Below are 25,159 nucleotides of genomic sequence, written 5' to 3' on the forward strand. Positions count from 1 at the left end.
TAGTAATGAAGTGTGTTTGTGACACTAATAAATGTGCTGACCTATCAGAAAGAGCCGCAGGCGTGGCTTTTTTAATTAAAAAGATTTGCCTACCTTTACCAGGTAAGGTTTAATACAGAAAAGAATGGTCAGCTATTAGCTGTCTGTTCTTTATTTTTTTACAGGATTTTGTAAGCTAGATCCTAAACCTTCATAATTTCTGCCTCCTTCTTGTCGAAAAGCTCATCGATTTTGCCGGAATAGGTGTCGGTGTATTTTTGCACGGTGTCTTCCGCTCTTTTGACCTCGTCTTCGGACACCCCTTCTTTTTGTAGTTTTTTGAGCGCGTCGTTGGTATCTTTCCTTACCGTTCGAATGCTTATTTTTCCATTTTCACATTCGTTTTTCACTTGTTTTACCAGGTTTTTCCGGCGCTCTTCCGTGAGGGGGGGGATGGTTAGCATGACCATTTCTCCGTTATTCTGAGGGTTCAATCCAAGATCTGAGTTGATTATGGCCTTTTCAATTTCTGAAATAAGGGTTTTCTCCCAGGGTTTGATGGCCAGTGTCCTGGCATCGGGAGTAGTGATGGAGGCCACCTGTTGTATAGGGGTAGGATTTCCGTAGTAGGTGACCATAATACCATCTAAAAAATTCGGCATGGCCTTTCCTGCCCGGATCTTGACCAATTCTGCTGTAGTGTGCCGGACAGCCTTTTCCATTAATGACTTTGCTTCCTCTAAGTACAATTGGATCTCTTCCATGTGGTTTTATTGTTTTGATGTAATCAATGTTCCAACTTCGTTGCCTTTGACCAGGTCTAAAAGGTTATCAGTTTTGTTCATATCAAACACGATAATCGGCAGGTTGTTTTCCTGACACAAGGTAAAAGCCGTCATGTCCATGACATTCAGGTTTTTTTCGTACACTTCCTGAAAGGTAATGTTGGTATATCTGGTGGCACTTTTGTCTTTCTCAGGATCTGCAGTGTATACCCCGTCAACTCTGGTACCTTTGAGGACCACCTCGGCTTCGATTTCTATGGCACGAAGGCTGGCAGTAGAGTCCGTCGTGAAATAGGGATTGCCAATACCAGCTCCAAAAATGACGATGCGGCCTTTTTCCAGGTGCCGGATTGCCCGCCTGCGGATGAAAGGTTCACAGACACTTTCTACCTTAATGCCTGACATCAGTCTTGTAAACATGCCGTTTTGCTCCAGTGAACTCTGCAACGCCATGGCATTGATCAGGGTGGCCAGCATACCCATATAGTCTCCCTGCACCCTGTCTATACCCACTTTTCCCGCCTGTACTCCTCTGAAAATATTTCCTCCCCCAATGACTATGGCAATTTCAACTCCCAAATCATGCACATTTTTGATCTCATTGGCATACTCCTGCAGCTTTTTCGAATCAATACCGTAACTGTTCTCACCCATTAAGGCTTCTCCGCTTAGTTTAAGGAGAATTCGTTTGTATTTCATTTGGAGTTCTTTTCAGTTGATGAATAAAAAGACATTTGTATATCTACCGGAGCCATTTAAAACATAAAAGCCCGACAAATATAAATCCTTGTTTTAAGAATACTAAATCTTGTGCTTAAAATTGAAGCATTACCTGATTTTTTTATTCCATTCCCTTGCTACACAGGCAGGATCCCAACTGCCGGGATTGGGAAATCGGGCTGCCGTTTTTTTTTATTCGTCAGATGGCCGGAAGTCCCCGGATTTGAGGGCGGACGATCCGGTCCATACCGAAGATTAGGGATTGATCGTTTAGTTTTATACTGAGCTTTTACCTAATTTTGGTGGCTTGCATCAGGCCGGGATTCATCAGGGAAAGGTTCCGATGCCTGCTCCAGGATAGTTGTTTTGTTATTAATCTTCCATTTTCCCTACACGCTAATTGAACATCTTCATGTACCACCGGAAATTTCGTTATATCATATGTTTCTTTTTCCTGGTCGTTTTTGCGCTATCCTGTAAGCCAGTTGCTGATCTGTCAACAGATACCAGAGCGCGTCAGCCAATCAGTCAGGGCAATCTATCCTATACTGATACCGATGCCGGCGGAAGAGATACACTGGTCCGGAAATTGGAAAATGAAATCAGAAATTATAAGGCAAGCCAGACCCGACACTTTGACCTGATCCATACGGAACTTAGCCTTTCCTTTGACTATGCGCTTCAGTCTGTAAGGGGTGAGGCAACTCTGACCCTTACACCGTATAGGTATTTACAGAATAATCTGGTTCTGGACGCCAAGGAATTTGAGATTGATGCTTTGGCATGGATCAATCAGGGAGAGAAGCAGGAGCTCAGCTATACTTATGACCAGCAGCAAATTAAGATTGATTTCCCCAAAAAGGTTGAGCCGAACGACACCCTGTTGATTTTTATCGCATACCAGGCTTTTCCTGAAAGGGGTTTGCCCCCGGGTCAAACAGGGATTCCGGATACGAAAGGCCTGTATTTTATCAATCCGGATTCCCTCATTTCTGGTAAGCCTGTGCAAATATGGACCCAGGGTGAAACCAGCTACACATCAAAATGGTACCCCACCATAGACCAGCCAAACGAACGGCAAACCCATGATTTTTACCTGCGGGTGCCCGAAAAATATATCAGCATCAGCAATGGCAGTTTGGTAAACAGCCAGGTCAATAGGGATGGCACCAGAACAGATCATTGGCGGATGGATCTTCCCCATGCGCCATATCTATCTGCAATTGTGGTCGGTGATTTTGCTGTGATTGAGGATCAAAGTGATGCGGAGGTACCTCTTCGTTATCTTGCCGAACGCAAGTACGAAGCGGGGATCAGAAAGGTGTTTGCGAATACCCCGGAAATGATGCGTTTTTTTTCCGAACTGTTACAAGTGCCCTTTCCCTGGCAAAAATATGATCAGGTAATAGTCCGGGATTTTGTGGCCGGGGCGATGGAAAATACTACCCTTTCTGTATTTATGGAAGCGCTTAACCTGAATGCACGCGAAGCTTTGGATAGTGAATGGGATTATATCATTGCACACGAATTGTTTCACCAGTGGTTTGGAAACTATGTCACTACTGAATCATGGGCCAACCTGACCCTGAACGAGGCATTTGCAGATTATGGAGAATATTTGTGGTTTGAATACAAGGAAGGCAGGGATCAGGCAGACATGCATCATTTCAACGCGATGGAGGAATATCTCGATGAAGCGGAAGAAAAACAGGTGGACCTGATCAGATACTATCATTCGGATAGCGAAGACATGTTTGACAGCCATACCTACGCCAAAGGCGGCAGGGTGCTACACATGTTGAGGCAATACCTTGGAGAAGAAGTATTTTTTCAAGGTCTGCACGTTTACCTTGTGGAAAACGCCTTTCAGCCCGTAGAGATTCACCATCTCCGGCTGGCGATGGAGAAAGTTTCCGGCAGGGATCTCAACTGGTTTTTTAACCAATGGTTTCTTTCTTCCGGTCATCCCGAATTGACCCTCACCTGGGACCGTTCCGACCCAGAGAATGTAATTTTATCCATTGAGCAGCAACAGGACCTGAGCCACACACCGCTGTATAAGCTTCCATTTTCAGTCCGGATATATCGGGGAGGAGAGGTAGAGGAAAAAGAATTTGTTTTGGATCAGGCATCCCAGCAATTCAGCCTCGAAAACGGCCCGGAAACAGATGCGATCCTATTTGACGAGTTTCACACAATTCTGGCTGCAAAATCTCATCACAGGGGAAGTTTGGATCTGGAAAGGCAATTTAGACATGCCGCGTCCGGCCTGGCCAGGCTGGAGGCACTGGATAGCCTTACCCGCAATGTCAGGGCGGGGAGCGATACAGGTAAATGGATAGCGGCCGGATTGCAGGATTCCTTCGCTGTAGTCCGGGAGCTTGCTCTTCAGCGTCTCTCGGAAATAAGTCCGGAGCAAATGGAGCAATACCCGATCGAAAATCAGGTGCTGCGTATGGCTGAAGAAGACGCCAGCAATACGGTGAAAGCCGCAGCCCTTGAAGTGTTGGGGGTAATTGATCCTCAAAAATACGAAGGCATGATCTACCGCATGATCAACGATTCTTCCTATCAGGTGTCCGGTACGGCCCTGATGGTATTCATGGATATGGAAGGAAATCTCCCCCGCAAGCAGGAGCTGTTTGAAAGATTTGAGGGGGAGGAAAATATCCGAATTCTGGCACCCCTTGCCAACTACATCACCGACACCGGTCAGGCCCGCCATGCGGACTGGATGCATACCAAGTTGGCCGTATTGGAGGGTGAATCTCTGTACTATTTCATAGGATACTACGGAGATTTCTTTGCCAGCGTGGAAGGAGTTTCACTTGGAGGGGCCATAAGCCGTCTCGGTGAAATTGGCGGTACGCATTCCCTGCCTTATGTCAGACTGGCTGCCTTCCAGTCTCTGTTCGGTTTTATTGACGAAGAGGGGGTGTTGGATCTGGCCAGGTCGTTGCTCGAATCGGAAGCAGATGAAACGGTACGCAGGTACAAGTCCTACTACCTGGAACCCTACCTGGACCAGGAGTAAAATACTGACCATGAATGGTATAATTTTGAATGGTGAAAAAACAGGAGAATTTTTTTTATAATATTTTGAATGTTTGGCAAAAGGGTATAATTTTGCCATCCGTTATGACAGCAAAGAATTTAATACGTCATACATTGTTGTAATTTTTGGGGGAATACCAAAGCGGCCAACTGGGACGGACTGTAAATCCGTTGACTTATGTCTTCACAGGTTCGAATCCTGTTTCCCCCACTGCACCGATTGGAAAGGAAAACATTTTCCATTTCCGGTCAACAATCTGAATAATCCGATAGCATTGGTGTTGTTTTCTTAGAATAACCGGCTATTTTTGGATTCTCAATGTAGTACTAGTGTAAACTGGCTGATTCGGTTTGCATTGGATAAATAAAATTAAGCGGGAGTAGCTCAGTTGGTAGAGCGGCAGCCTTCCAAGCTGCAGGTCGCGGGTTCGAGCCTCGTCTCCCGCTCTATGCTTTTATAGGGCATAAAACTGGATGTAAAAAGCCGACGTAGCTCAGGGGTAGAGTGCTTCCTTGGTAAGGAAGAGGTCACGGGTTCAAATCCCGTCGTTGGCTCTGAACATTTCAAACATTTAATGAAATTTAATCTTTAACTAAACAGAGGATTTTCACGCATGGCAAAAGCAACCTTTGACCGTTCCAAACCACACGTAAACATAGGTACGATTGGTCACGTCGATCATGGTAAGACTACTTTGACTGCTGCCATTACCACTGTACTGGCCAGAAAGGGTCTTTCTGAATTAAGAGACTTTGCTTCCATTGACAACGCACCGGAAGAAAAGGAAAGAGGTATCACGATCAATACCTCACACGTAGAGTATCAAACGGAGTCCAGGCATTATGCCCACGTTGACTGTCCAGGTCACGCTGACTACGTAAAAAACATGGTTACTGGTGCTGCCCAGATGGACGGTGCAATTCTTGTAGTTGCAGCCACTGATGGTCCAATGCCACAAACCAGGGAGCACATCCTTCTTGCCCGTCAGGTAGGAGTACCTGCTCTGGTTGTTTTTATGAACAAGGTAGATTTGGTGGATGACCCCGAACTTCTTGAGTTGGTAGAGATGGAAGTAAGAGAATTGCTTTCTTTCTATGAATTTGACGGTGATAATATTCCGATCATTGCAGGTTCTGCACTGGGTGCACTTAACGGTGAAGCCAAGTGGGAAGACACAGTGATGGAATTGATGAAGGCCGTTGACGAACACATTCCTCTTCCTGAGAGAGCAATTGACAAAGAATTCCTTATGCCGGTTGAAGACGTTTTCTCTATCACTGGTAGGGGTACTGTTGCTACTGGCAGGATCGAAAGAGGAGTTGTCAATTCTGGTGAAGCAGTAGATATCATCGGTATGGGTGCCGAAGGATTGAAGTCTACTGTAACAGGGGTAGAGATGTTTCGTAAGATCCTCGACAGGGGTGAAGCTGGTGACAACGTTGGTTTGTTGCTGAGAGGCATCGAAAAGAGCCAGATCAAGAGAGGTATGATTATCTGTAAGCCTGGTTCTGTTACACCACATGCTCATTTCAAGGCTGAGGTGTATGTGCTTTCTAAAGAAGAAGGTGGCCGACATACTCCATTCTTCAACAAATACCGTCCTCAGTTCTACCTGAGAACTACAGACGTAACAGGAGAGATCAAACTTCCTGAAAATGTAGAGATGGTAATGCCAGGTGACAACATCACCATTGAGGTGAGCCTGATCAACCCGGTAGCCCTGGAAAAAGGACTTCGATTTGCCATCAGAGAAGGTGGTAGAACAGTAGGTGCCGGACAGGTAACCGAAATCCTGGATTAATTTTGATTTAAGTATCCTGTTTATAAATGCGATCCTGAAATATTTCGGGATCGCATTTGTTTCTTTGCCCTCAATTCACTAGTTTTGCGTTCCCTAATCGGGGGGCGGAAAAATACGGGCGTAGTTCAATGGCAGAATAGCGGTCTCCAAAACCGTTGATGGGAGTTCGAATCTCTCCGCCCGTGCAATACACAGCAGATAAAATCATGGAGAAAAGTCGGTTTACCTGCTTTCTCAGTCATGTTTTGAAAGAAAGCCGCCGGCTCATCCCTGAAAGGTGAAAAGCGGTTTCTGTTAAACCAAGTTTTACAAGGATGAACGTTAAAAATTTTGTAATTGAATCCATTGACGAGATGAAAAATAAGGTCACCTGGCCTAAATATTCATCTCTGCAAAACAGTGCTGTATTGGTGCTGGTGGCTTCATTGATTTTCGCTTTGGTGATCGGATTGATCGATCTGACCTTCGAAAATATCATGACATGGTTTTATGATTTATTCTAAAGAATATTAATAAACGGAATGGCAGATCACAAATGGTACGTGCTCAGGGTAGTGGCAGGTCAGGAAAAAAAAGCGAAGACTTATTTAGACAATGAAATTGCCCGTCAGAATCTTCTGGAATATATTCCTGAGGTTTTGATACCTTCTGAGAAAGTATACGAGATGCGTAATGGCAAAAAGCGGGTAAGGGAAAGAAACTTTTTTCCAGGCTACGTTTTGGTCAATGCGGACCTCAGCCATGGTGAAGCCAATCACGTGATTACGAGCATACCGGGAGTTATCGGTTTTTTAGGGTCAAACCAAGGGGGGGCTTCCAAAACCCCTGAGCCATTACGTCAGTCAGAAATCAACAGGATTTTAGGTCGTGTTGAAGAGATTGATGAGTTTGCAGAAAAACTAGAGACCCCATTTATAGTTGGAGAGAGCGTAAAAGTAATGGACGGTCCCTTCAGTGGGTTCTCGGGTGTGATAGAGGAAGTATTTGATGACAAGAAAAAACTTAATGTTATGGTTAAGATATTCGGTCGGAATACTCCAGTAGAGTTAAACTTTATACAAGTAGAAAAACTAGATTAGGAAATGGCTAAAGAAATCTCTGGTTATCTGAAACTACAGGTGAAGGGTGGCCAGGCTAACCCATCTCCTCCGGTTGGTCCGGCCCTTGGTTCAAAAGGGTTGAACATCATGGAGTTCTGTAAGCAATTTAACGCCAGGACTCAGGATAAAATGGGCCAGGTGCTTCCTGTACTTGTTACGATTTATTCGGACAAGTCCTTCGATTTTGTTGTCAAAACGCCACCGGCAGCGGTGATGCTTTTGGAAGCAGCAAAATTGAAAAGCGGTTCTGCCGAACCGAACAGGAAAAAAGTTGGCGCTGTGTCCTGGGATCAGGTGAAAGAAATTGCAGAGGTAAAAATGCCCGATTTGAATGCTTTTGAAGTAGCCTCAGCCATGAGAATGGTGGCCGGTACTGCAAGAAGCATGGGTATCACAGTTTCAGGAAAAGCTCCCTGGGAGGAATAACAAGCAAAAAATGGCTAAGTTAACAAAAAAGAAAAAAGAAGCACTTTCTAAATACGATCCTGGCCAACATTATTCCCTGGCTGAAGCTTCTTCTATTGTTAAGGAAATCACAAACACCAAATTTGATTCATCAATTGACCTGGATATTCGTCTGGGTGTAGATCCGCGAAAAGCCGACCAAATGGTAAGGGGAGTCGTGGCTTTGCCTCACGGTACAGGTAAGGAATTGAAGGTTTTGGTGCTTTGCAGCCCTGACAAGGAAGAGGAAGCCAAAGAAGCCGGAGCCGATTACGTTGGACTGGATGAGTACATCGCAAAAATTGAGGGAGGATGGACAGACATTGATGTCATCATCACCACCCCGAATGTGATGGCGAAAGTAGGTAGATTGGGGCGGGTTCTAGGACCCAGAGGCTTGATGCCCAATCCCAAGTCAGGTACTGTTACCCTGGATGTAGGCAAAGCAGTGAAAGAAGTGAAAGCTGGTAAAATCGATTTCAAGGTAGATAAGTTTGGTATCATTCACGCAAGTGTAGGAAAAGCTTCCTTTAGCGCTGAAAAGATTCAGGAAAACGCAAGGGAACTGATCCTGACCATATCTAAACTGAAGCCGTCTGCTGCGAAAGGTACTTATTTCCAAAGTATACATTTATCCAGTACCATGTCTCCGGGCATTGTAATCGATAAAAGTAGTATTCAAGGTATATAATTATGACGAGAGAAGATAAGAAAAACATAATTGAAGAACTTACCGAAAAACTGAAGACTACTCCGCATTTCTATATTGCTGATGCATCGGGATTCAGTGTAGCACAGGTTAACGGCTTCAGGAAATTGTGTTTCGACAAGGGACTTGAATACAAGGTATACAAAAATACCCTGATCAAAAAGGCGCTTGATAATCTGGAAGCCGATTACGAGGAATTTGCAGGTAGCACCTTAAAAGGCTTTTCCGGCATCCTTTTTTCCCAGGAAGTCGCTAACTTGCCCGCTAAGGTGATCCTGGACTACAGGAAAAAACTCGGCAGCAAAGAGAAACGACCGCTTTTCAAAGGCGCTTCAGTGGATGGCGATCAGTTTGTCGGGGAAGATAACCTGAAAGTTCTTTCCGAGCTTAAGTCTAAGGAAGAACTGGTAGGCGAAATCGTTACCCTATTGCAGTCTCCTGCTAAAAACGTGGTATCCGCTCTTCAGAGTGGAAAATCAATTCTTGCCGGACTGGTAAAAACCCTGTCCGAAAAGGAAGAAGCTTAATAAAATCATTCAAATTAGTAAATAACAATCAATTTAAATAGTAATACAATGGCAGATCTTAAAGCATTCGCTGAGCAGTTAGTTAACTTGACTGTAAAAGAGGTAAATGAGTTGGCCGCAATTTTAAAAGATGAATATGGTATCGAACCTGCCGCTGCTGCCGCTACTGTAGTAGCTGGAGGTGGAGCCGCTGGCGAAGGTGCTGCTGAAGAAGAAAAATCTTCTTTTGATGTTGTCTTGAAAGCTGCAGGTGGACAAAAATTGGCAGTTGTTAAACTGGTTAAAGAATTGACCGGTTTGGGACTTAAAGAAGCCAAAGAAGTGGTGGACAGCGCTCCTAAAGCCGTGAAGGAAGGAGTAAGCAAAGAAGAAGCAGACGCGCTTAAAAAACAACTTGAAGAAGCTGGAGCTGAAGTTGAGCTTAAATAACATTGAATAGCCAACTCCTATTGGATTTGGTTTCCCAGCAATAGACCTGACTTATCAGTCAGGTCTTTTCCTGTTTATGGACATGAAAATAATTGCACTTTTTTAAGTGTAAATTGTCCTAAAATAATAATAACTTTCACTAAAACTATATACTGCCTTGGCTATCCAGAATCAAACCGAAAGGAAAAGTTTCTCATCCATTAAGGTAGTCAAAGACTATCCGGATTTCTTAGATATTCAACTGCAATCTTTTAAAGATTTCTTCCAGTTGGATACCCCTGCAGAAAAAAGAAGGCAGGATGGTCTTTTCAAGGTTTTCTCTGAGAATTTTCCCATCAGTGACTCCAGGGAAAATTTTACCCTTGAATTTATCGACTATACCGTAGATCCCCCCAAGTACAATGTTTCAGAAAGTATAGACCGAGGTCTTACCTATTCTGTTCCGCTTAAAGCCAAATTGAGGTTACTCTGTTCCGATGAGGACAATGAGGACTTTGAAACCATTGAGCAGGAAGTTTTCCTGGGAAACCTTCCCTACATGACCGAGAAAGGATCATTTGTGATCAATGGTGCGGAAAGGGTCATTGTTTCCCAATTGCACCGCTCGCCAGGTGTGTTCTTTGCTCAAAGTAAGCATACCAACGGCACCAAACTATATTCTGCGAGGATCATTCCTTTCAAGGGCTCCTGGATAGAATTTGCTACAGACATCAATAATGTCATGTATGCCTATATAGACAGGAAAAAGAAATTTCCGGTTACTACCCTGTTAAGGGCAATAGGATATGGTTCTGACAAGCAGATCCTGGATCTTTTTGGGTTGTCTGAGGAAGTAGAGTCCAATAAGTCAAATCTGAAGAAAATTATTGGCCGTAAACTGGCAGCCAGGGTATTGAGAACCTGGGTGGAAGATTTTGTGGACGAAGATACCGGAGAGGTGGTGTCCATAGATAGGAATGAGGTTTTGTTGGAAAGGGACAGTATTCTTACAGACGAGGATATTGACCTCATCCTGGAATCAGGCGCCAAAAGCGTTATCCTTCACAGAGAAGATGTCAATATTGCAGACTATTCCATCATTTACAATACGCTTCAAAAAGACAACTCGAATTCAGAGAAAGAAGCGGTTGAAGTGATATACAGGCAGCTGAGAAATACAGAAGCTCCTGATGAAGCCACTGCCCGCGAAGTGATTCATGGCTTGTTCTTTTCTGACAAGCGCTATGACCTGGGAGAGGTAGGCCGATACAGGATCAACAAGAAGCTGGGGCTGAATATCGATTCCGACAAAATAGTACTCACTACTGAGGATATCATTTCCATCGTAAAGTACCTTATCGGCCTGATCAATTCCAAAGCCGTGGTGGACGATATTGACCACCTCAGCAATCGGCGGGTAAGAACCGTTGGAGAGCAGCTCTACAGCCAGTTTGGCGTCGGTCTGGCAAGAATGGCCAGGACGATCCGCGAACGTATGAACGTCAGGGACAATGAAGACTTTAAGCCGGTAGACCTGATCAACGCCCGTACCTTGTCTTCCGTGATCAACTCTTTCTTTGGTACCAACCAACTGAGCCAGTTTATGGATCAAACCAATCCCCTGGCTGAGTTGACCCACAAGAGAAGGCTGTCTGCACTCGGTCCGGGAGGATTGTCCAGGGAAAGGGCAGGTTTCGAAGTGCGGGATGTACACTATACCCATTATGGACGTTTGTGCACCATCGAAACACCCGAGGGACCGAATATTGGTCTGATTTCATCTCTTTGTGTTCATGCAAAAGTCAATAGTATGGGCTTCCTGGAGACCCCATACAGAAAAGTTAATGAGGGCAAGGTAAGCATGAATGTAGAAGACATCGTCTTCCTGACTGCTGAAGAAGAAGACGACAACAACATTGCCCAGGCCAATGCCCCACTGGATGAGAAAGGCAATTTCGTCAACGACAAGGTAAAGGCCAGATTTGAAGGTGATTTTCCGGTGCTGGAACCGAAGGAAATATCCTATATGGACGTTGCCCCTAATCAGATTGTCTCTGTAGCTGCCTCTCTGATACCCTTCCTGGAACATGACGATGCAAACCGGGCGCTGATGGGATCAAACATGCAACGCCAGGCTGTCCCGCTACTGAAAGCCGAAGCGCCTATCGTGGGAACCGGTCTGGAAGGAAAGGCAGCTATTGATTCCAGATCCCTGATATTGGCAGAGGCCGATGGGGTGGTAGACTATGTAGATGCTGAGCGTATTGTCATCAAATACGAACTGTCCAGCGATGAGTTGCTGGTCAACTTCAGCGACGAATACAAGTCTTACGATCTGATCAAATTCAGAAGAACCAATCAGGACACCACCATAAACCTGACACCGATTGTCCTCAAAGGTCAAAAAGTAAGCAAAGGGCAGGTTTTGGTAGAAGGATATTCTACAAACAAAGGTGAACTGGCACTGGGCAAAAATCTTCTGGTAGCCTATATGCCCTGGCAGGGATATAACTTTGAGGATGCCATCGTCATTTCTGAGCGCGTGGTGCGGGAAGATATCTTTACTTCCATCCATATTGAGGAATTTCAGCTAGAGGTAAGAGATACCAAGCGTGGTGAAGAAGAGCTGACCTCAGAAATTCCCAACGTGTCTGAAGATGCTGTCAAAAATCTGGATGAAAACGGAATTATCCGCGTGGGTTCTGAGATCCGGGAAGGTGACATTATCATAGGTAAAATAACGCCTAAGGGGGAAACCGACCCGACTCCGGAAGAAAAATTGCTGCGTGCCATATTTGGAGACAAGGCCGGTGACGTAAAAGATGCCTCGCTGAAAGCCTCTCCATCGCTGAACGGCGTGGTCATAGAAACCAAGCTGTTTTCCCGACCTAAAAAGGATAAGGATCTTCGGGTGAAGGCCAAGGCAGAAGTAGAGCAACTGAAACAGAAATACAGCAAGGACCTGCTGGCTGTCAGGGCCAAAATGATCCGGAAGCTGGTTCAGATCCTTGAAGGAAAAGTTTCCAACGGCGTAAGACACAAGTTTGGAGATGAGATTATCAGCAAGGGAATGAAGTTCAATGCCCAGAACATTGAAAACAACCTGTTTCCTGCAAAGAATCCTTACAGAGATGAAAGCAATTACAATGTTGCTGAGGAAGTTAACCTGATTTCCGATATCATTCTTGACGACTGGACGGATGACGAGCACATCAACATGCTGGTGCAGAAATTGGTAAAGAACTATACCAATACCAGGAATGAAATTTCAGGGATATTCAAGCGGGATAAGTTTACCCTTGAGGTAGGAGATGAATTGCCCGCCGGCATTGTACAACTGGCCAAAGTGTATGTCGCCAAAAAGCGTAAATTGAAGGTAGGTGATAAAATGGCCGGTAGGCACGGTAACAAAGGGATTGTGGCCAAGATCGTCCGGGATGAGGACATGCCTTTCCTGGAAGACGGATCGCCTATGGATATCGTACTCAATCCGCTGGGTGTACCATCCAGGATGAATATTGGTCAGATATTCGAAACCGTACTCGCCTGGGCGGGAAGAGAGCTCGGTAAAACCTATGCGACCCCGATCTTTGATGGAGCGAGTACAGATGAAGTGGCAGCAGAATTGACCAAAGCGGGCTTACCTCCTTTCGGCAGGACCTATCTGTATGATGGGTTGACCGGGAAGAAATTTGATCAGCCGGTGACGGTTGGCATTTCCTACATGCTGAAATTGGGTCACCTGGTAGATGATAAGATGCATGCCAGATCCATCGGACCTTATTCCCTGATCACCCAACAGCCTCTGGGTGGTAAAGCACAGTTTGGAGGTCAGCGTTTCGGTGAAATGGAGGTCTGGGCACTTGAGGCATTCGGTGCTTCCCACGTGCTCCGGGAAATCCTGACCGTAAAATCTGATGATGTTATCGGCAGGGCCAAAGCCTACGAATCCATTGTCAAGGGTGAGAATCTCCCCAAAGCCAACATTCCCGAATCGTTTAACGTTTTGGTGCACGAGCTCAGGGGACTTGCCCTGGAAATTACGCTTGACTAACTTAGAAACCATTAGGTCCTCCGGGGCCTTCAAATACAAAAACAACTATGGCGTTCAGAAAAAATAAAAAACTAAACAACGACTTTTCCAGAGTCACCATTAGTTTGGCTTCTCCGGAGTCCATATTGGACAGTTCGCATGGGGAAGTTACACAACCTGAAACGATCAATTACAGGACCTACAAGCCGGAAATGGGAGGTTTGTTCTGTGAGCGGATTTTCGGGCCGGTAAAGGACTGGGAATGTCATTGTGGTAAATACAAACGCATCAGGTATAAAGGGATCATTTGCGACCGCTGTGGGGTGGAAGTTACAGAGAAGAAGGTGAGAAGGGAAAGAATGGGCCACATCGAATTGGTGGTGCCTGTAGCCCATATCTGGTATTTCAAGTCCCTACCCAACAAGATTGGTTATCTTTTGGGTCTGCCTACCAAAAAGCTGGATCAGATTGTTTACTACGAAAGGTACGTGGTCATCCAGGCTGGTATCAAAGCAGACGACGGACTGCAATACCTGGATTTTCTTACAGAAGACGAGTATCTGGATATCATGGACAAGCTTCCGAAGGAGAACCAGATGCTTGATGATGATGATCCCAATAAATTTATTGCCAAGATGGGTGCTGAGGCGCTGGAAATGTTGCTTGCCAGACTGGATCTGGATGACCTTTCCTACAGCCTGAGGCATCAGGCAGCTACCGATACCTCCCAACAGCGTAAAGGCGAGGCCTTGAAGCGTCTGAAGGTGGTAGAAGCATTCAGGGATGCCAGAACCAGGATAGAAAACCGGCCCGAATGGATGGTTGTACGGATGGTTCCTGTTATTCCGCCGGAGTTGCGTCCATTGGTACCTCTCGATGGAGGACGGTTTGCTACCTCAGATCTTAATGACCTGTACAGGAGGGTAATCATCCGGAACAACAGATTGAAACGACTTATAGATATCAAAGCTCCGGAAGTAATCCTCAGGAATGAAAAGAGGATGCTTCAGGAGGCTGTGGATTCTTTATTTGACAACTCCCGTAAAGTGAATGCTGTCCGTTCAGACGGAAACCGCGCCCTGAAATCTCTTTCAGATATGCTGAAAGGCAAACAGGGGCGTTTCAGACAAAACCTACTGGGAAAAAGGGTAGACTATTCTGGTCGTTCGGTGATCGTTGTTGGTCCGGAATTGAAGCTCCACGAATGTGGCTTGCCCAAAAATATGGCAGCCGAACTTTTCAAGCCGTTTATCATCAGAAAACTGATAGAAAGAGGGATTGTCAAGACGGTGAAGTCCGCCAAAAAGATAGTTGACAGAAAGGACCCGGTGGTTTGGGACATTTTGGAAAATGTGCTGAAAGGACATCCGGTATTGCTCAACAGGGCTCCAACCCTGCACCGGCTCGGTATACAGGCGTTTCAGCCAAAACTGATCGAGGGTAAGGCCATTCAGCTCCATCCATTGGTATGTACCGCATTTAACGCTGACTTTGACGGTGACCAAATGGCGGTACACGTTCCACTGGGTCATGAGGCCATATTGGAAGCTTCCACCCTGATGCTTTCTTCTCACAATATCCTCAACCCTGCCAATGGCGCTCCCATTACGGTACCTTCGCAGGACATGGTTCTGGGCTTGTATTATGTGACCAAAGGAATGCGGTCTACCAAGCAAAATCCGGTAGAAGGCGAGGGAATGACATTCTATGGGCAGGAGGAAGTTCTGATAGCCCTGAACGAGGGCGCCATTTCCAAACATGCCCATATCAAATGTAAGGTAAAGGTAAGAAAGGATGATGGATCACTGGCAGATGAAATCGTAGATACGGTAGCCGGACGCCTGATTTTCAATCAGTTTGTGCCGCTGCAGGTTGGTTTTGTCAACGAGTTGCTGACCAAGAAAAAGCTTCAGGAAATAATCGCTGAAGTCGTAAAAATATGTGGGATAGCCCGTTCTGCTCAGTTTCTGGATGATATCAAGCATCTTGGATTCCAGATGGCCTATCAGGGTGGATTATCGATGGGACTGGACGATGTGATCATCCCGGAAGATAAGGATCCATTGATAGACAAGGCGAAGGCAGAGGTAGACCAGGTCTGGAACAATTACCTGATGGGATTGATCACTGACAACGAGCGGTACAATCAGGTGATTGACATCTGGACGCGAACCAACTCTAACCTGACCAACATTTTGATGCGTCAGATGGAAGAGGACAATCAGGGATTCAATGCCATCTACATGATGATGCATTCCGGTGCCAGGGGTTCACGAGAACAAATCAGGCAACTGGGAGGCATGAGGGGCCTAATGGCCAAACCTCAGAAAAACCTGCAGGGATCAGTCGGTGAGATCATTGAAAACCCGATTCTATCTAATTTTAAAGAGGGTCTGGATGTACTGGAGTATTTTATCTCTACACACGGTGCGAGAAAAGGTCTGGCAGATACGGCCCTGAAAACAGCAGATGCCGGCTACCTGACAAGAAGACTGGTGGATGTGGCCCAGGATATGATCATTTCTGAAGAGGATTGCGGTACCCTGAGAGGACTTGTGGTACAGGCATTGAAAGACAATGATGATATCGTAGAGCCTCTATCTGAAAGGGTAGTTGGTAGGATCGCCGTCCATGACGTGATCGATCCCATAACTGACGAGCTGATCATTTCCTCAGGTGAGGAGATCACAGATGTGATTGCTAAAGCCATAGACGAATCAGCAGTGGAAGAAGTGGAAATCAGGTCTGTACTCACCTGCGAAACCCGCAGAGGAGTATGTTCCAAGTGTTATGGCAGAAACCTGGCCACCGGCAGCCAGGTGCAGGTAGGTGAGTCAGTAGGTGTGATAGCAGCCCAATCTATCGGGGAACCCGGAACTCAGCTTACGCTTCGGACTTTCCACGTGGGTGGTACTGCCTCCAACATTTCTGTAGAGGCGAGCATCAATTCCAAGTTTGACGGTATCGTTGAGTTTGAGGAAGAATTGCGTTGGATCAAAACCACCAATAAAGACGGAGAAGAAGTGGCCATTGTAATGGGCCGTTCCGGGGAGATCAAGGTTAATGACGTCAAATCCGGCAAAACCCTGGTTTCCAATCACGTCCCATATGGTGCCGTATTGAACGTCACCGATGGACAGAAAATTGCCAAAGGCGAGTCTTTGTGTACATGGGATCCCTACAACGCCGTGATCCTATCTGAGTTTGACGGTAAGGTTGATTTCGAAGCCATCATTGAAGGAGTGACCTATAAGGAGGTTGCGGATGATCAGACAGGCTACCGCGAAAAGGTGATCATCGATACCAAAGATAAAACCAAAAACCCTGCTGTAGTCGTAGCTCATGGGGACGAATCAAAATCTTACAATATACCCGTAGGTGCCCACCTTTCCGTAGAAAAGGGAGAAGAAGTCAAATCCGGACAGATTTTGGTGAAAATACCCCGATCCGTCGGTAAGACACGTGACATTACCGGCGGCTTGCCCCGGGTTACCGAGCTTTTCGAAGCCAGAAACCCATCCAACCCTGCTGTGGTATCCGAAATCGACGGTGTGGTGATATACGGTGGTATCAAACGAGGAAACCGGGAGATATTTATCGAATCCAAGGACGGTGTGAGAAAGCGCTATATGGTATCTCTGTCCAAGCACATTCTGGTTCAGGAAAACGACTTTATCCGTGCGGGTGAACCCCTTTCGGATGGTGCCATCACACCGAACGACATCCTGTCCATCAAAGGACCTACTGCCGTACAGGAATACCTGGTAAACGAGATTCAGGAAGTCTATCGTTTGCAGGGGGTGAAAATCAATGACAAGCACATTGAGGTCATCGTAAGTCAGATGATGCAAAAGGTGGAGATCCTTGACGCTGGTGACACCGGCTTTCTGCAAAACCAAATCGTGGACAAATGGGCTTTCCGGGAAGAAAACGATATGATTCTCGATAAAAAAGTCGTAATGGATGCCGGTGATTCGGCTACCCTGAAGCCGGGAATGATCATCACTGCCAGAAGGTTACGCGATGAAAACTCCAGCCTGAAGCGAAAGGATCTGAAACTGGTACAGGTAAGAGATGCCCAGACGGCAGTTTCTCAGCCCACACTTCAGGGAATTACGGCTTCCTCTCTGGGAACAGAAAGCTTTATTTCTGCTGCTTCTTTCCAGGAGACCACGAAGGTATTGAGCGAGGCTGCAATCAGAGGTAAGCGGGATGAGCTGCTCGGCCTGAAGGAAAACGTGATTGTTGGTCACCTGATTCCTGCTGGTACAGGACAGCGTAAATTTTCAAAACTGATCGTGGGCTCTCAGGAGGAGTATGAAATGCTGACCGCTGAAAAAGAAAGCAGCAGCAAGAAAGTCAGGGAGACCATTAAATAATTAGGATTGCTCTTTTTGGAAAAGGGCCTGCCGACCGTTGCAGGCCCTTTTTGCTTAACGACCACATTATGGAAGACGACAACAAGAAAGAAAAAGATCAGAAGCAACAGATAAACGTTGAGCTTTCGGATGAAATCGCTGAGGGCATTTACTCCAATCTGGCCATGATCGCGCACTCCAATTCAGAATTTGTCATCGATTTTATCCGGCTGATGCCGGGAATACCAAAAGCAAAGGTGAAGTCCCGGATCATCATGACACCGGATCATGCCAAGCGTTTGCTGCTGGCATTGAAAGACAATATAGAGAAGTACGAAAAGGCTTTTGGGAAGATAGAAGGCGGGGTGGAAGTGCCTCAGTTCCCCCTGAATTTTGGTGGTACTCCCGGTGAAGCCTGACGGGAGTCGGTCTGCTGTTGCGCTTTTGCCTACAGGAGGATTAAGGCTTCAGCGTAGGGTAAATAAAATATAACTTCTTAATTTTGTTTGTTTTATTGATTTGTTTACCTTTGCAATCCGAATTTTATAAGTTTAAAAGCAGAATATTTAATTTATCTATTAATGCCTACTATACAACAGTTAGTTAGAAAAGGTAGAACCACTCTAGAGAGCAAGTCCAAGTCAAGGGCATTGGATGCCTGCCCGCAAAGGAGGGGTGTGTGTACCAGGGTGTACACCACTACACCAAAGAAGCCTAACTCTGCCATGAGAAAGGTGGCCAGGGTTAGATTGACCAATGGAAAAGAAGTAAATGCTTACATTCCTGGTGAAGGGCACAACCTTCAGGAACACTCGATTGTGTTGATTCGAGGAGGAAGGGTAAAAGATTTGCCTGGAGTAAGGTACCACATCATCCGGGGTGCGCTGGATACAGCCGGCGTAAAGGACCGCAAGCAGGGGCGCTCAAAATATGGAGCCAAGCGTCCTAAGGCTGCTAAAAAATAATATTAACCATTTAGAATAAGATGAGAAAAGCAAAACCAAAAAAGAGGTATATTCTTCCTGATCCCAAATTCAATGACACTTTGGTCACCAGGTTTGTCAATTGTCTGATGGTAGACGGTAAGAAAAGTATTGCTTACAGGATCTTTTACGATGCCGTAGAAAAGGTAGAAGAGAAAGTAGGTGAGAATGGTCTTGAGGTTTGGAAAAAGGCGCTGAACAACATCACTCCCGCTGTAGAGGTAAAGAGTCGCAGGGTTGGTGGAGCAACTTTCCAGGTACCTTTGGAAGTAAGACCGGAGCGTAAAATATCCCTGGGGATCAAGTGGATGATAACCTACGCCAGAAAGAGAGGAGAAAAGACCATGATGGACAGGCTGGCCGGTGAGATCATCTCCGCATCTAAAGGAGAAGGAGCTGCTGTGAAGAAGAAAGACGACACGCATAGGATGGCGGAGGCCAATAAAGCATTCTCGCATTTTAGATTTTAAATAATAATGGCTAAGAAAGACTTAAAATATCTCAGAAATATTGGTATCATGGCGCACATAGACGCCGGGAAAACTACTACTTCCGAACGTATCCTGTACTATACGGGACTTTCTCATAAAATCGGGGAAGTTCACGATGGTGCGGCTACCATGGATTGGATGGAGCAGGAACAGGAAAGGGGTATCACCATTACCTCTGCTGCCACTACCACCAAGTGGAAGTACCCGACGGTTCAGGGAGTTCCGAATGATGATACCAAAGATTATCAGATCAACCTGATTGATACACCGGGCCACGTGGATTTTACCGTGGAAGTGGAAAGATCTCTCCGGGTACTGGATGGCGCAGTAGCCTTATTTTGTGCCGTATCCGGCGTGGAACCTCAATCTGAGACTGTTTGGAGACAAGCGGACAAGTACCATGTTCCCAGAATCTGTTTTGTGAATAAAATGGATCGGGCAGGGGCTGATTTTTTCAACGCCGTAGCCGAAATTAAAGATAAACTGGGAGCCAATCCCGTTCCACTGCAAATCCCTATCGGAGCAGAGGACACCTTTAAAGGTGTGGTAGATCTGATCACCAATCAGGCGGTGGTCTGGAATGAAGAAGATCAGGGAATGACTTATAAGGTAATTGAAATTCCCGATGACCTGAAAGATACGGTAGCTGAGTACAGACAGAGCCTGGTAGAGCAGGTGGCTTCGTACGATGAAGCGCTGATGGAAAAGTTCTTTGAGGATGAAAATTCCATCACCAAAGATGAGATGATGACTGCCATCCGAAAAGCGGTGATCAACATGGATTTTTCTCCTGTACTTTGTGGTTCTGCTTTTAAAAACAAAGGAGTGCAAGCCCTGTTGGATGCCGTTATCGCGTATCTGCCATGTCCGCTGGATCTGCCTCCTGTAAAGGGTACCAATCCCGATACGGAAGAAGCGGTGCTCAGGCATCCGGACAGTGATGATCACTTTGCTGCTTTGGCATTTAAGATTGCCACTGACCCCTTTGTAGGCCGACTGGCATTTATGAGGGTATATTCCGGAAAACTGGAAGCTGGCTCGTATGTTTTCAATACGAGGACCAACAAGAAAGAAAGGATTTCCCGACTGCTGCAAATGCACTCCAATAAGCAAAACCCTATTGACAGGGTAGAGGCAGGAGACATATGTGCGGGAGTGGGATTTAAAGATATCAAAACAGGAGACACCCTATGTGATGAAAAACACAAGGTAGTGCTGGAGGAAATGACCTTCCCTGAGCCGGTTATCGGATATGCCATAGAGGCCAAAACCCAGGCGGATGTGGATAAATTAGGTATGGCGATTTCCAAACTGGTAGAGGAAGATCCCACCCTTCATGTGAATACCGACCATGAAACAGGTCAGGTAATCCTTCGGGGAATGGGTGAGCTTCACCTGGAGATCATCATTGATCGCCTGAGAAGAGAATTCAAGGTGGAAATCAACCAGGGTGCTCCTCAGGTAGCCTACAAAGAAGCTTTGTTTGGCAGTATCGAACACAAGGAAGTATATAAGAAGCAGACTGGTGGTAAAGGTAAGTTTGCAGATATTGTTTTTGAAATCGGTCCGCGCGAACCTGATCCGGAGACCAATGAGATCAAACCTGGATTGGAATTTGTGAACGGAATTGTAGGTGGTGTGATTCCTAAGGAATTTATCCCTGCGATCCAGAAAGGGTTTGCGGATGCCATGAAAAACGGACCTTTGGCGGGTTACCCCATCGAAGCGATGAAAGTGCGATTGTTTCATGGATCTTTCCACGATGTGGATTCCGACTCGCTCTCCTTTGAGATGGCCGCAAGGATTGGTTTCAAGGAAGCAGCAAAAAAATGTAAGCCGCAATTGCTGGAACCAATCATGGCGGTAGAAGTAGTCTCTCCGGACGAATACACCGGTCCTGTGACAGGCGATCTCAATAGAAGAAGGGGCCTGATGAAGGGAATGGATACCAAGGGAGCGGCCACCGTGATTAAGGCTTCGGTACCGTTGTCCGAACTTTTCGGTTATGTGACCGATCTGCGGACAATCTCATCGGGACGGGCTTCTGCTTCGTTGACCTTTTCACATTATGACCCGGTTCCTAATAATATTGCTGAAGGTATCATTGCCAAAGTAAAAGGAGAGAAGGCTTAAATCTATTGAAAATGAATCAGAAAATCAGAATAAAATTAAAGTCATACGATTACAGCCTGGTGGATAAGTCGTCAGAAAAAATCGTCAAAGCAGTAAAATCTACAGGTGCCATAGTAGTAGGTCCCATTCCTTTGCCTACAAAGAAGGAAAAATTTACGGTTTTGAAATCTCCTCATGTCAACAAGAAGGCAAGAGAGCAGTTTCAGCTTTGCACCTACAAGAGATTGGTGGATATCTACTCCGGTAGTTCCAAGACTGTGGATGCCTTGATGAAAATAGAGCTCCCCAGTGGAGTGGATGTAGAGATCAAAGTCTGATCTGTCCATTAATAGCATTCTAAAGCCCATGCCGGTATCGGTGTGGGCTTTTTTCGGTTTGCCGGTAGGGTCTTGTTGCTGATTGTAAAATATTCTCCTGCCAAATTCCTTTTTGCTAGCTAATTGTTTGAAAATATTCAAGTTGCGATTTGCAAGCTGGAATTAAATTACTAACTTTGCAATCCTTTAAAAGGGCACAGGTGTGTAAACTCCTGTGAATCATCGTATATTATATATCCATAGATGTCTGGAATAATAGGTAAGAAAATCGGAATGACTAGTATTTTTAGTGCCGATGGACGTAATGTCGCATGCACGTTAATAGAAGCTGGTCCTTGCGTAGTGACGCAAGTAAAAAATGTAGAAACAGACGGGTACAACGCTGTACAGTTGGCTTACGGTGAGCGTAAAGAAAAGAATACGCCCAAACCGTTGATCGGTCACTTTAAAAAGGCCGGCACTACGCCAAAGCAGAAGGTTGTTGAATTCAGGGATTTCCGCGTGGAATTCGAAGGTCAGGTGGACATGGGTAAAACTGTGATATCTGATCAGATTTTTGTAGAAGGTGACTTTGTTGATGCCATCGGTACCTCCAAGGGTAAAGGTTTCCAGGGGGTAGTCAAAAGACATGGCTTTGGCGGTGTAGGCGGTGCCACCCACGGGCAGCACAACAGGCAGCGTCACCCAGGTTCCATTGGCGCTTGTTCCTGGCCTTCCAGGGTTTTTAAGGGCATGAGAATGGCTGGTAGAACCGGAGGTAACAGGGTGAAAGTGCTCAACCTTCGGGTGCTGAAAATTTATCCTGAAAAGAACCTGCTTTTGGTAAGTGGTTCCATTCCGGGAGCCAAAAATTCTTTTGTGATTCTAGAGAAGTAAGATGATGGAATTAGCAATATTAAAACAGACCGGTGAAGATACCGGAAGAAAAGTTACGCTTTCCGAGGAAATTTTCTCGGTTGAGCCTAACGACCATGCCATTTACCTTGATGTGAAACAATACCTGGCAAACAAAAGGCAGGGTACACATAAATCAAAGGAGAGAGCTGAAATATCCGGCTCTACCAAGAAGATCAAAAAACAGAAAGGTACCGGTGGCGCAAGAGCAGGTTCTATCAAGTCTCCTGTGTTCAGAGGTGGTGGAAGGGTGTTTGGTCCCAAGCCAAGAGACTACTCCTTTAAGTTAAATAAGAAATTGAAGCAACTGGCCAGGAAGTCTGCCCTGTCTTATAAGGCGAAAGACAATAGCCTGGTAATATTGGAAGATCTGGTTTTCGATGCACCCCGGACAAAAGATTACATCAAGTTGCTTTCCAACTTGTCGCTCTCCGATAAAAAGACGCTGCTGGTAGTAGGTGAAAACAACCAGAACGTTTACCTGTCTTCCAGGAACCTGCAGAAAGCAAAGGTCAGAAACGTAAATGATCTGAATACCTATGAGCTTTTGGATGCGGATAGCCTGGTGTTTTGTGAAGGTGCATTGAGTAAATTAGAAACCCTTTTATCGAAATAAGATCATGGAGATATTAAAAAGACCTTTGATTACGGAAAAGATCTCAGCCATGAACGAACGTGGGGTCTATGGTTTTGTGGTGGAAAAGACCGCAAAAAAGCCACAGATCAAGCAGGCCGTAGAAAAAATGTACGGCGTAAAAGTCGTGGATGTACGTACCATGCGATACGCCGCCAAGAAAAAGACCAGGTACACCAAAGCTAAGATCGTTTCCGGCTACACGAATACCTTCAAAAAAGCGATAGTACAGGTAGCAGAAGGGGAAATTATTGATTTTTACGGTGAAATTTAATTGAATCAAACCAATGGCAGTTAAGAAATTAAAACCTGTAACCCCCGGTACCCGATTTAGGGTGGCTCCATCTTTTGATGAGATTACCACTTCCCAACCGGAGAAGAGCCTGCTGGCTCCTTTATCCAAGTCCGGAGGCAGGAACCATACTGGAAAAATGACCTCCAGGTATATCGGAGGTGGACATAAGAGAAGACTCAGGATCGTAGACTTTAAGAGATTGAAGGAAGGCGTCCCTGCGGTTGTGAAAAGCATAGAGTACGATCCCAACCGGACCGCCAGAATTGCCTTGTTGTTTTACAAGGACGGCACAAAGACCTACATGTTAGCTCCCGAGGGGCTGCAGGTTGGACAGACAGTGCTTTGTGGCGAAAATGCCGCTCCTGAAGTCGGCAATACCTTATTTTTAAAGGACATCCCTTTAGGTACGATCATTCATAATATTGAATTGAAGCCCGGTAAGGGTGGTGCCATGGCCCGTAGCGCAGGCGGATACGCCCAATTGCTGGCCAGAGAGGGTAAATATGTGACCATCAAATTGCCTTCCGGGGAGATGAGGATGGTATTGGGTACTTGTAAAGCAACCATCGGTACCGTATCGAATGGAGAACACATGAACGTGGTATTGGGTAAGGCCGGCCGCAAGCGTTGGCTGGGCAGAAGACCCAGAACCAGAGGTGTAGCCATGAACCCTGTAGATCACCCCATGGGTGGTGGCGAAGGTCGTTCTTCGGGTGGGCATCCCAGGTCCAGGACAGGCTTGCTGGCCAAGGGTAAAAAGACCCGTTCGCCTAAGAAGTATTCCAATAAATTTATCATCAGCAGAAGATCTAAATAAACATGGCACGTTCATTAAAAAAAGGCCCTTATATAGAACATCATTTGGCAAAGAAAGTGGATGTGATGAACGATTCCGGAAAGAAATCCGTAATCAAGACCTGGTCCAGGAGATCGATGATCTCTCCGGACTTTGTGGGACACACCTTTGCAGTGCATAATGGAAACAAATTTATCCCTGTATTTGTGACGGACAATATGGTCGGTCACAAGCTGGGTGAATTTGCACCTACCAGAAATTTCCGTGGACACATTGCCAAAAAAGATAAAGGAAAGAGATAATCATGGAAGCAATCGCAAAATTAAAAAATGTTCCTACCTCTCCCAGAAAAATGCGTCTGGTTGCGGATCTGGTAAGGGGTAAAAAAGTAGGCCAGGCACTGAGTATCCTGAAATATACGCCTAACCATGGCGCCATTAGATTGGAAAAGTTGTTGTTATCAGCTATCGCCAACTGGCAGGCAAAAAACCCTGATGAGAAACTGGAAGAAGCTGAATTGTACGTAAAAACCATCGCCGTCGATGGTGGCAGGATGTTGAAAAGGCTTCGACCTGCACCCCAGGGTAGGGCCCATAGGATCCGTAAAAGATCAAATCATGTAACGCTTATCGTAGACTCTCTTGCTGAGGACGTTACCGCTGATATTGTTGAATCAAACGAAAATGAAGACTAAAAT

23 protein-coding genes and 4 tRNA genes are annotated in these 25,159 nt (G+C 45.7%); 25 read left to right on the forward strand and 2 right to left on the reverse strand.

Translation table 11 applies throughout. The features are described from left to right. Positions 1-182: 182 nt before the first annotated feature. On the reverse strand, positions 183-743 hold the full coding sequence (gene frr, locus BUB19_RS14965; protein WP_073095381.1) for a ribosome recycling factor: 561 nt from the start codon (positions 741-743) through the stop codon (positions 183-185). A 6-nt stretch (positions 744-749) separates the two neighbouring features. Beyond that, entirely contained in the window at positions 750-1,463 is a 714-nt protein-coding gene (pyrH, locus tag BUB19_RS14970; RefSeq protein WP_073095382.1) for a UMP kinase, read from the reverse strand. A 433-nt stretch (positions 1,464-1,896) separates the two neighbouring features. Here pyrH and BUB19_RS14975 point away from each other — a divergent pair, with 433 nt between their 5' ends. From BUB19_RS14975 to rplV, 25 genes are all read left to right on the forward strand, one after another. Beyond that, positions 1,897-4,518 carry a M1 family metallopeptidase gene (locus BUB19_RS14975; protein WP_073095383.1) on the forward strand — a complete coding sequence of 874 codons (2,622 nt, stop codon included), beginning with the start codon at positions 1,897-1,899 and terminating at the stop codon, positions 4,516-4,518. Between the two features lie 148 nt (positions 4,519-4,666). Next, positions 4,667-4,749: transfer RNA gene (locus BUB19_RS14980), tRNA-Tyr, on the forward strand. A 163-nt stretch (positions 4,750-4,912) separates the two neighbouring features. Then, a tRNA-Gly gene (locus tag BUB19_RS14985) sits at positions 4,913-4,985 on the forward strand. A 36-nt stretch (positions 4,986-5,021) separates the two neighbouring features. After that, a tRNA-Thr gene (locus BUB19_RS14990) sits at positions 5,022-5,093 on the forward strand. A 59-nt stretch (positions 5,094-5,152) separates the two neighbouring features. Further along, positions 5,153-6,340, forward strand: a complete 1,188-nt coding sequence (tuf, locus tag BUB19_RS14995) for an elongation factor Tu (RefSeq protein ID WP_073095384.1) — start codon at positions 5,153-5,155, stop codon at positions 6,338-6,340. A gap of 114 nt (positions 6,341-6,454) precedes the next feature. Beyond that, positions 6,455-6,525: transfer RNA gene (locus tag BUB19_RS15000), tRNA-Trp, on the forward strand. 129 nt (positions 6,526-6,654) lie between these two features. Then, positions 6,655-6,843 carry a preprotein translocase subunit SecE gene (gene secE, locus BUB19_RS15005; RefSeq protein WP_073095385.1) on the forward strand — a complete coding sequence of 63 codons (189 nt, stop codon included), beginning with the start codon at positions 6,655-6,657 and terminating at the stop codon, positions 6,841-6,843. 18 nt (positions 6,844-6,861) lie between these two features. Then, positions 6,862-7,419, forward strand: a complete 558-nt coding sequence (gene nusG / locus BUB19_RS15010; RefSeq protein WP_073095386.1) for a transcription termination/antitermination protein NusG — start codon at positions 6,862-6,864, stop codon at positions 7,417-7,419. Between the two features lie 3 nt (positions 7,420-7,422). Then, the gene (gene rplK / locus BUB19_RS15015; RefSeq protein WP_073095387.1) at positions 7,423-7,866 is read left to right on the forward strand and encodes a 50S ribosomal protein L11; all 444 of its coding nucleotides are present in this window, start codon (positions 7,423-7,425) and stop codon (positions 7,864-7,866) included. 10 nt (positions 7,867-7,876) lie between these two features. Then, positions 7,877-8,575 (forward strand): 50S ribosomal protein L1, encoded by a 699-nt coding sequence (rplA, locus tag BUB19_RS15020; protein ID WP_073095388.1) that lies wholly within the window; start codon positions 7,877-7,879, stop codon positions 8,573-8,575. Positions 8,576-8,577: 2 nt separating this feature from the next. After that, the gene (gene rplJ, locus BUB19_RS15025) at positions 8,578-9,120 is read left to right on the forward strand and encodes a 50S ribosomal protein L10 (RefSeq protein ID WP_073095389.1); all 543 of its coding nucleotides are present in this window, start codon (positions 8,578-8,580) and stop codon (positions 9,118-9,120) included. A 48-nt stretch (positions 9,121-9,168) separates the two neighbouring features. Further along, on the forward strand, positions 9,169-9,549 hold the full coding sequence (gene rplL, locus BUB19_RS15030) for a 50S ribosomal protein L7/L12 (RefSeq protein WP_073095390.1): 381 nt from the start codon (positions 9,169-9,171) through the stop codon (positions 9,547-9,549). Positions 9,550-9,706: 157 nt separating this feature from the next. Next, positions 9,707-13,582 (forward strand): DNA-directed RNA polymerase subunit beta, encoded by a 3,876-nt coding sequence (gene rpoB, locus BUB19_RS15035; protein ID WP_073095391.1) that lies wholly within the window; start codon positions 9,707-9,709, stop codon positions 13,580-13,582. 47 nt (positions 13,583-13,629) lie between these two features. Further along, positions 13,630-17,940 (forward strand): DNA-directed RNA polymerase subunit beta', encoded by a 4,311-nt coding sequence (rpoC, locus tag BUB19_RS15040; RefSeq protein WP_073095392.1) that lies wholly within the window; start codon positions 13,630-13,632, stop codon positions 17,938-17,940. A gap of 68 nt (positions 17,941-18,008) precedes the next feature. Then, a complete protein-coding gene (locus BUB19_RS15045) occupies positions 18,009-18,338 on the forward strand; it encodes a DUF3467 domain-containing protein (protein WP_073095393.1) in 330 nt (109 codons plus the stop codon). Between the two features lie 162 nt (positions 18,339-18,500). Then, positions 18,501-18,884 (forward strand): 30S ribosomal protein S12, encoded by a 384-nt coding sequence (gene rpsL / locus BUB19_RS15050; RefSeq protein ID WP_009053171.1) that lies wholly within the window; start codon positions 18,501-18,503, stop codon positions 18,882-18,884. Between the two features lie 20 nt (positions 18,885-18,904). Then, positions 18,905-19,372, forward strand: coding sequence for a 30S ribosomal protein S7 (gene rpsG / locus BUB19_RS15055; RefSeq protein WP_073095394.1), 468 nt, complete (start codon positions 18,905-18,907; stop codon positions 19,370-19,372). A gap of 6 nt (positions 19,373-19,378) precedes the next feature. Then, positions 19,379-21,526 carry an elongation factor G gene (fusA, locus tag BUB19_RS15060; RefSeq protein WP_073095395.1) on the forward strand — a complete coding sequence of 716 codons (2,148 nt, stop codon included), beginning with the start codon at positions 19,379-19,381 and terminating at the stop codon, positions 21,524-21,526. Between the two features lie 11 nt (positions 21,527-21,537). Further along, positions 21,538-21,843 carry a 30S ribosomal protein S10 gene (gene rpsJ / locus BUB19_RS15065; RefSeq protein ID WP_073095396.1) on the forward strand — a complete coding sequence of 102 codons (306 nt, stop codon included), beginning with the start codon at positions 21,538-21,540 and terminating at the stop codon, positions 21,841-21,843. A 243-nt stretch (positions 21,844-22,086) separates the two neighbouring features. After that, positions 22,087-22,719 carry a 50S ribosomal protein L3 gene (gene rplC, locus BUB19_RS15070; protein WP_073095397.1) on the forward strand — a complete coding sequence of 211 codons (633 nt, stop codon included), beginning with the start codon at positions 22,087-22,089 and terminating at the stop codon, positions 22,717-22,719. 4 nt (positions 22,720-22,723) lie between these two features. Continuing rightward, entirely contained in the window at positions 22,724-23,353 is a 630-nt protein-coding gene (gene rplD / locus BUB19_RS15075) for a 50S ribosomal protein L4 (RefSeq protein ID WP_073095492.1), read from the forward strand. Positions 23,354-23,357: 4 nt separating this feature from the next. After that, the gene (gene rplW / locus BUB19_RS15080; RefSeq protein ID WP_073095398.1) at positions 23,358-23,645 is read left to right on the forward strand and encodes a 50S ribosomal protein L23; all 288 of its coding nucleotides are present in this window, start codon (positions 23,358-23,360) and stop codon (positions 23,643-23,645) included. Positions 23,646-23,658: 13 nt separating this feature from the next. Continuing rightward, complete coding sequence (gene rplB / locus BUB19_RS15085) at positions 23,659-24,483, forward strand: 50S ribosomal protein L2 (protein WP_073095399.1); 825 nt, start codon at positions 23,659-23,661, stop codon at positions 24,481-24,483. Positions 24,484-24,485: 2 nt separating this feature from the next. Beyond that, complete coding sequence (gene rpsS, locus BUB19_RS15090; protein WP_073095400.1) at positions 24,486-24,764, forward strand: 30S ribosomal protein S19; 279 nt, start codon at positions 24,486-24,488, stop codon at positions 24,762-24,764. Positions 24,765-24,766: 2 nt separating this feature from the next. Beyond that, a complete protein-coding gene (gene rplV / locus BUB19_RS15095) occupies positions 24,767-25,156 on the forward strand; it encodes a 50S ribosomal protein L22 (RefSeq protein ID WP_073095401.1) in 390 nt (129 codons plus the stop codon). The last annotated feature ends 3 nt before the right edge of the window (positions 25,157-25,159 follow it).

Origin of the sequence: Cyclobacterium lianum (assembly GCF_900143075.1) — a bacterium.
GTDB classification, from domain to species: domain Bacteria; phylum Bacteroidota; class Bacteroidia; order Cytophagales; family Cyclobacteriaceae; genus Cyclobacterium; species Cyclobacterium lianum.

Bases quoted from the DNA above. Each gene is read 5' to 3' on its own strand.
- pyrH (WP_073095382.1), bottom strand. From the start codon at position 1,463: ATGAAATACAAACGAATTCTCCTTAAACTAAGCGGAGAAGCCTTAATG.
- tuf (WP_073095384.1), top strand. From the start codon at position 5,153: ATGGCAAAAGCAACCTTTGACCGTTCCAAACCACACGTAAACATAGGT.
- rpsG (WP_073095394.1), top strand. From the start codon at position 18,905: ATGAGAAAAGCAAAACCAAAAAAGAGGTATATTCTTCCTGATCCCAAA.
- frr (WP_073095381.1), bottom strand. From the start codon at position 743: ATGGAAGAGATCCAATTGTACTTAGAGGAAGCAAAGTCATTAATGGAA.
- BUB19_RS15045 (WP_073095393.1), top strand. From the start codon at position 18,009: ATGGAAGACGACAACAAGAAAGAAAAAGATCAGAAGCAACAGATAAAC.
- rplB (WP_073095399.1), top strand. From the start codon at position 23,659: ATGGCAGTTAAGAAATTAAAACCTGTAACCCCCGGTACCCGATTTAGG.
- rplL (WP_073095390.1), top strand. From the start codon at position 9,169: ATGGCAGATCTTAAAGCATTCGCTGAGCAGTTAGTTAACTTGACTGTA.
- rplJ (WP_073095389.1), top strand. From the start codon at position 8,578: ATGACGAGAGAAGATAAGAAAAACATAATTGAAGAACTTACCGAAAAA.
- rplD (WP_073095492.1), top strand. From the start codon at position 22,724: ATGGAATTAGCAATATTAAAACAGACCGGTGAAGATACCGGAAGAAAA.
- rpsS (WP_073095400.1), top strand. From the start codon at position 24,486: ATGGCACGTTCATTAAAAAAAGGCCCTTATATAGAACATCATTTGGCA.
- rpoC (WP_073095392.1), top strand. From the start codon at position 13,630: ATGGCGTTCAGAAAAAATAAAAAACTAAACAACGACTTTTCCAGAGTC.
- rplA (WP_073095388.1), top strand. From the start codon at position 7,877: ATGGCTAAGTTAACAAAAAAGAAAAAAGAAGCACTTTCTAAATACGAT.
- rplK (WP_073095387.1), top strand. From the start codon at position 7,423: ATGGCTAAAGAAATCTCTGGTTATCTGAAACTACAGGTGAAGGGTGGC.
- secE (WP_073095385.1), top strand. From the start codon at position 6,655: ATGAACGTTAAAAATTTTGTAATTGAATCCATTGACGAGATGAAAAAT.
- rpsL (WP_009053171.1), top strand. From the start codon at position 18,501: ATGCCTACTATACAACAGTTAGTTAGAAAAGGTAGAACCACTCTAGAG.
- fusA (WP_073095395.1), top strand. From the start codon at position 19,379: ATGGCTAAGAAAGACTTAAAATATCTCAGAAATATTGGTATCATGGCG.
- rplC (WP_073095397.1), top strand. From the start codon at position 22,087: ATGTCTGGAATAATAGGTAAGAAAATCGGAATGACTAGTATTTTTAGT.
- rpsJ (WP_073095396.1), top strand. From the start codon at position 21,538: ATGAATCAGAAAATCAGAATAAAATTAAAGTCATACGATTACAGCCTG.
- nusG (WP_073095386.1), top strand. From the start codon at position 6,862: ATGGCAGATCACAAATGGTACGTGCTCAGGGTAGTGGCAGGTCAGGAA.
- BUB19_RS14975 (WP_073095383.1), top strand. From the start codon at position 1,897: ATGTACCACCGGAAATTTCGTTATATCATATGTTTCTTTTTCCTGGTC.
- rplV (WP_073095401.1), top strand. From the start codon at position 24,767: ATGGAAGCAATCGCAAAATTAAAAAATGTTCCTACCTCTCCCAGAAAA.
- rplW (WP_073095398.1), top strand. From the start codon at position 23,358: ATGGAGATATTAAAAAGACCTTTGATTACGGAAAAGATCTCAGCCATG.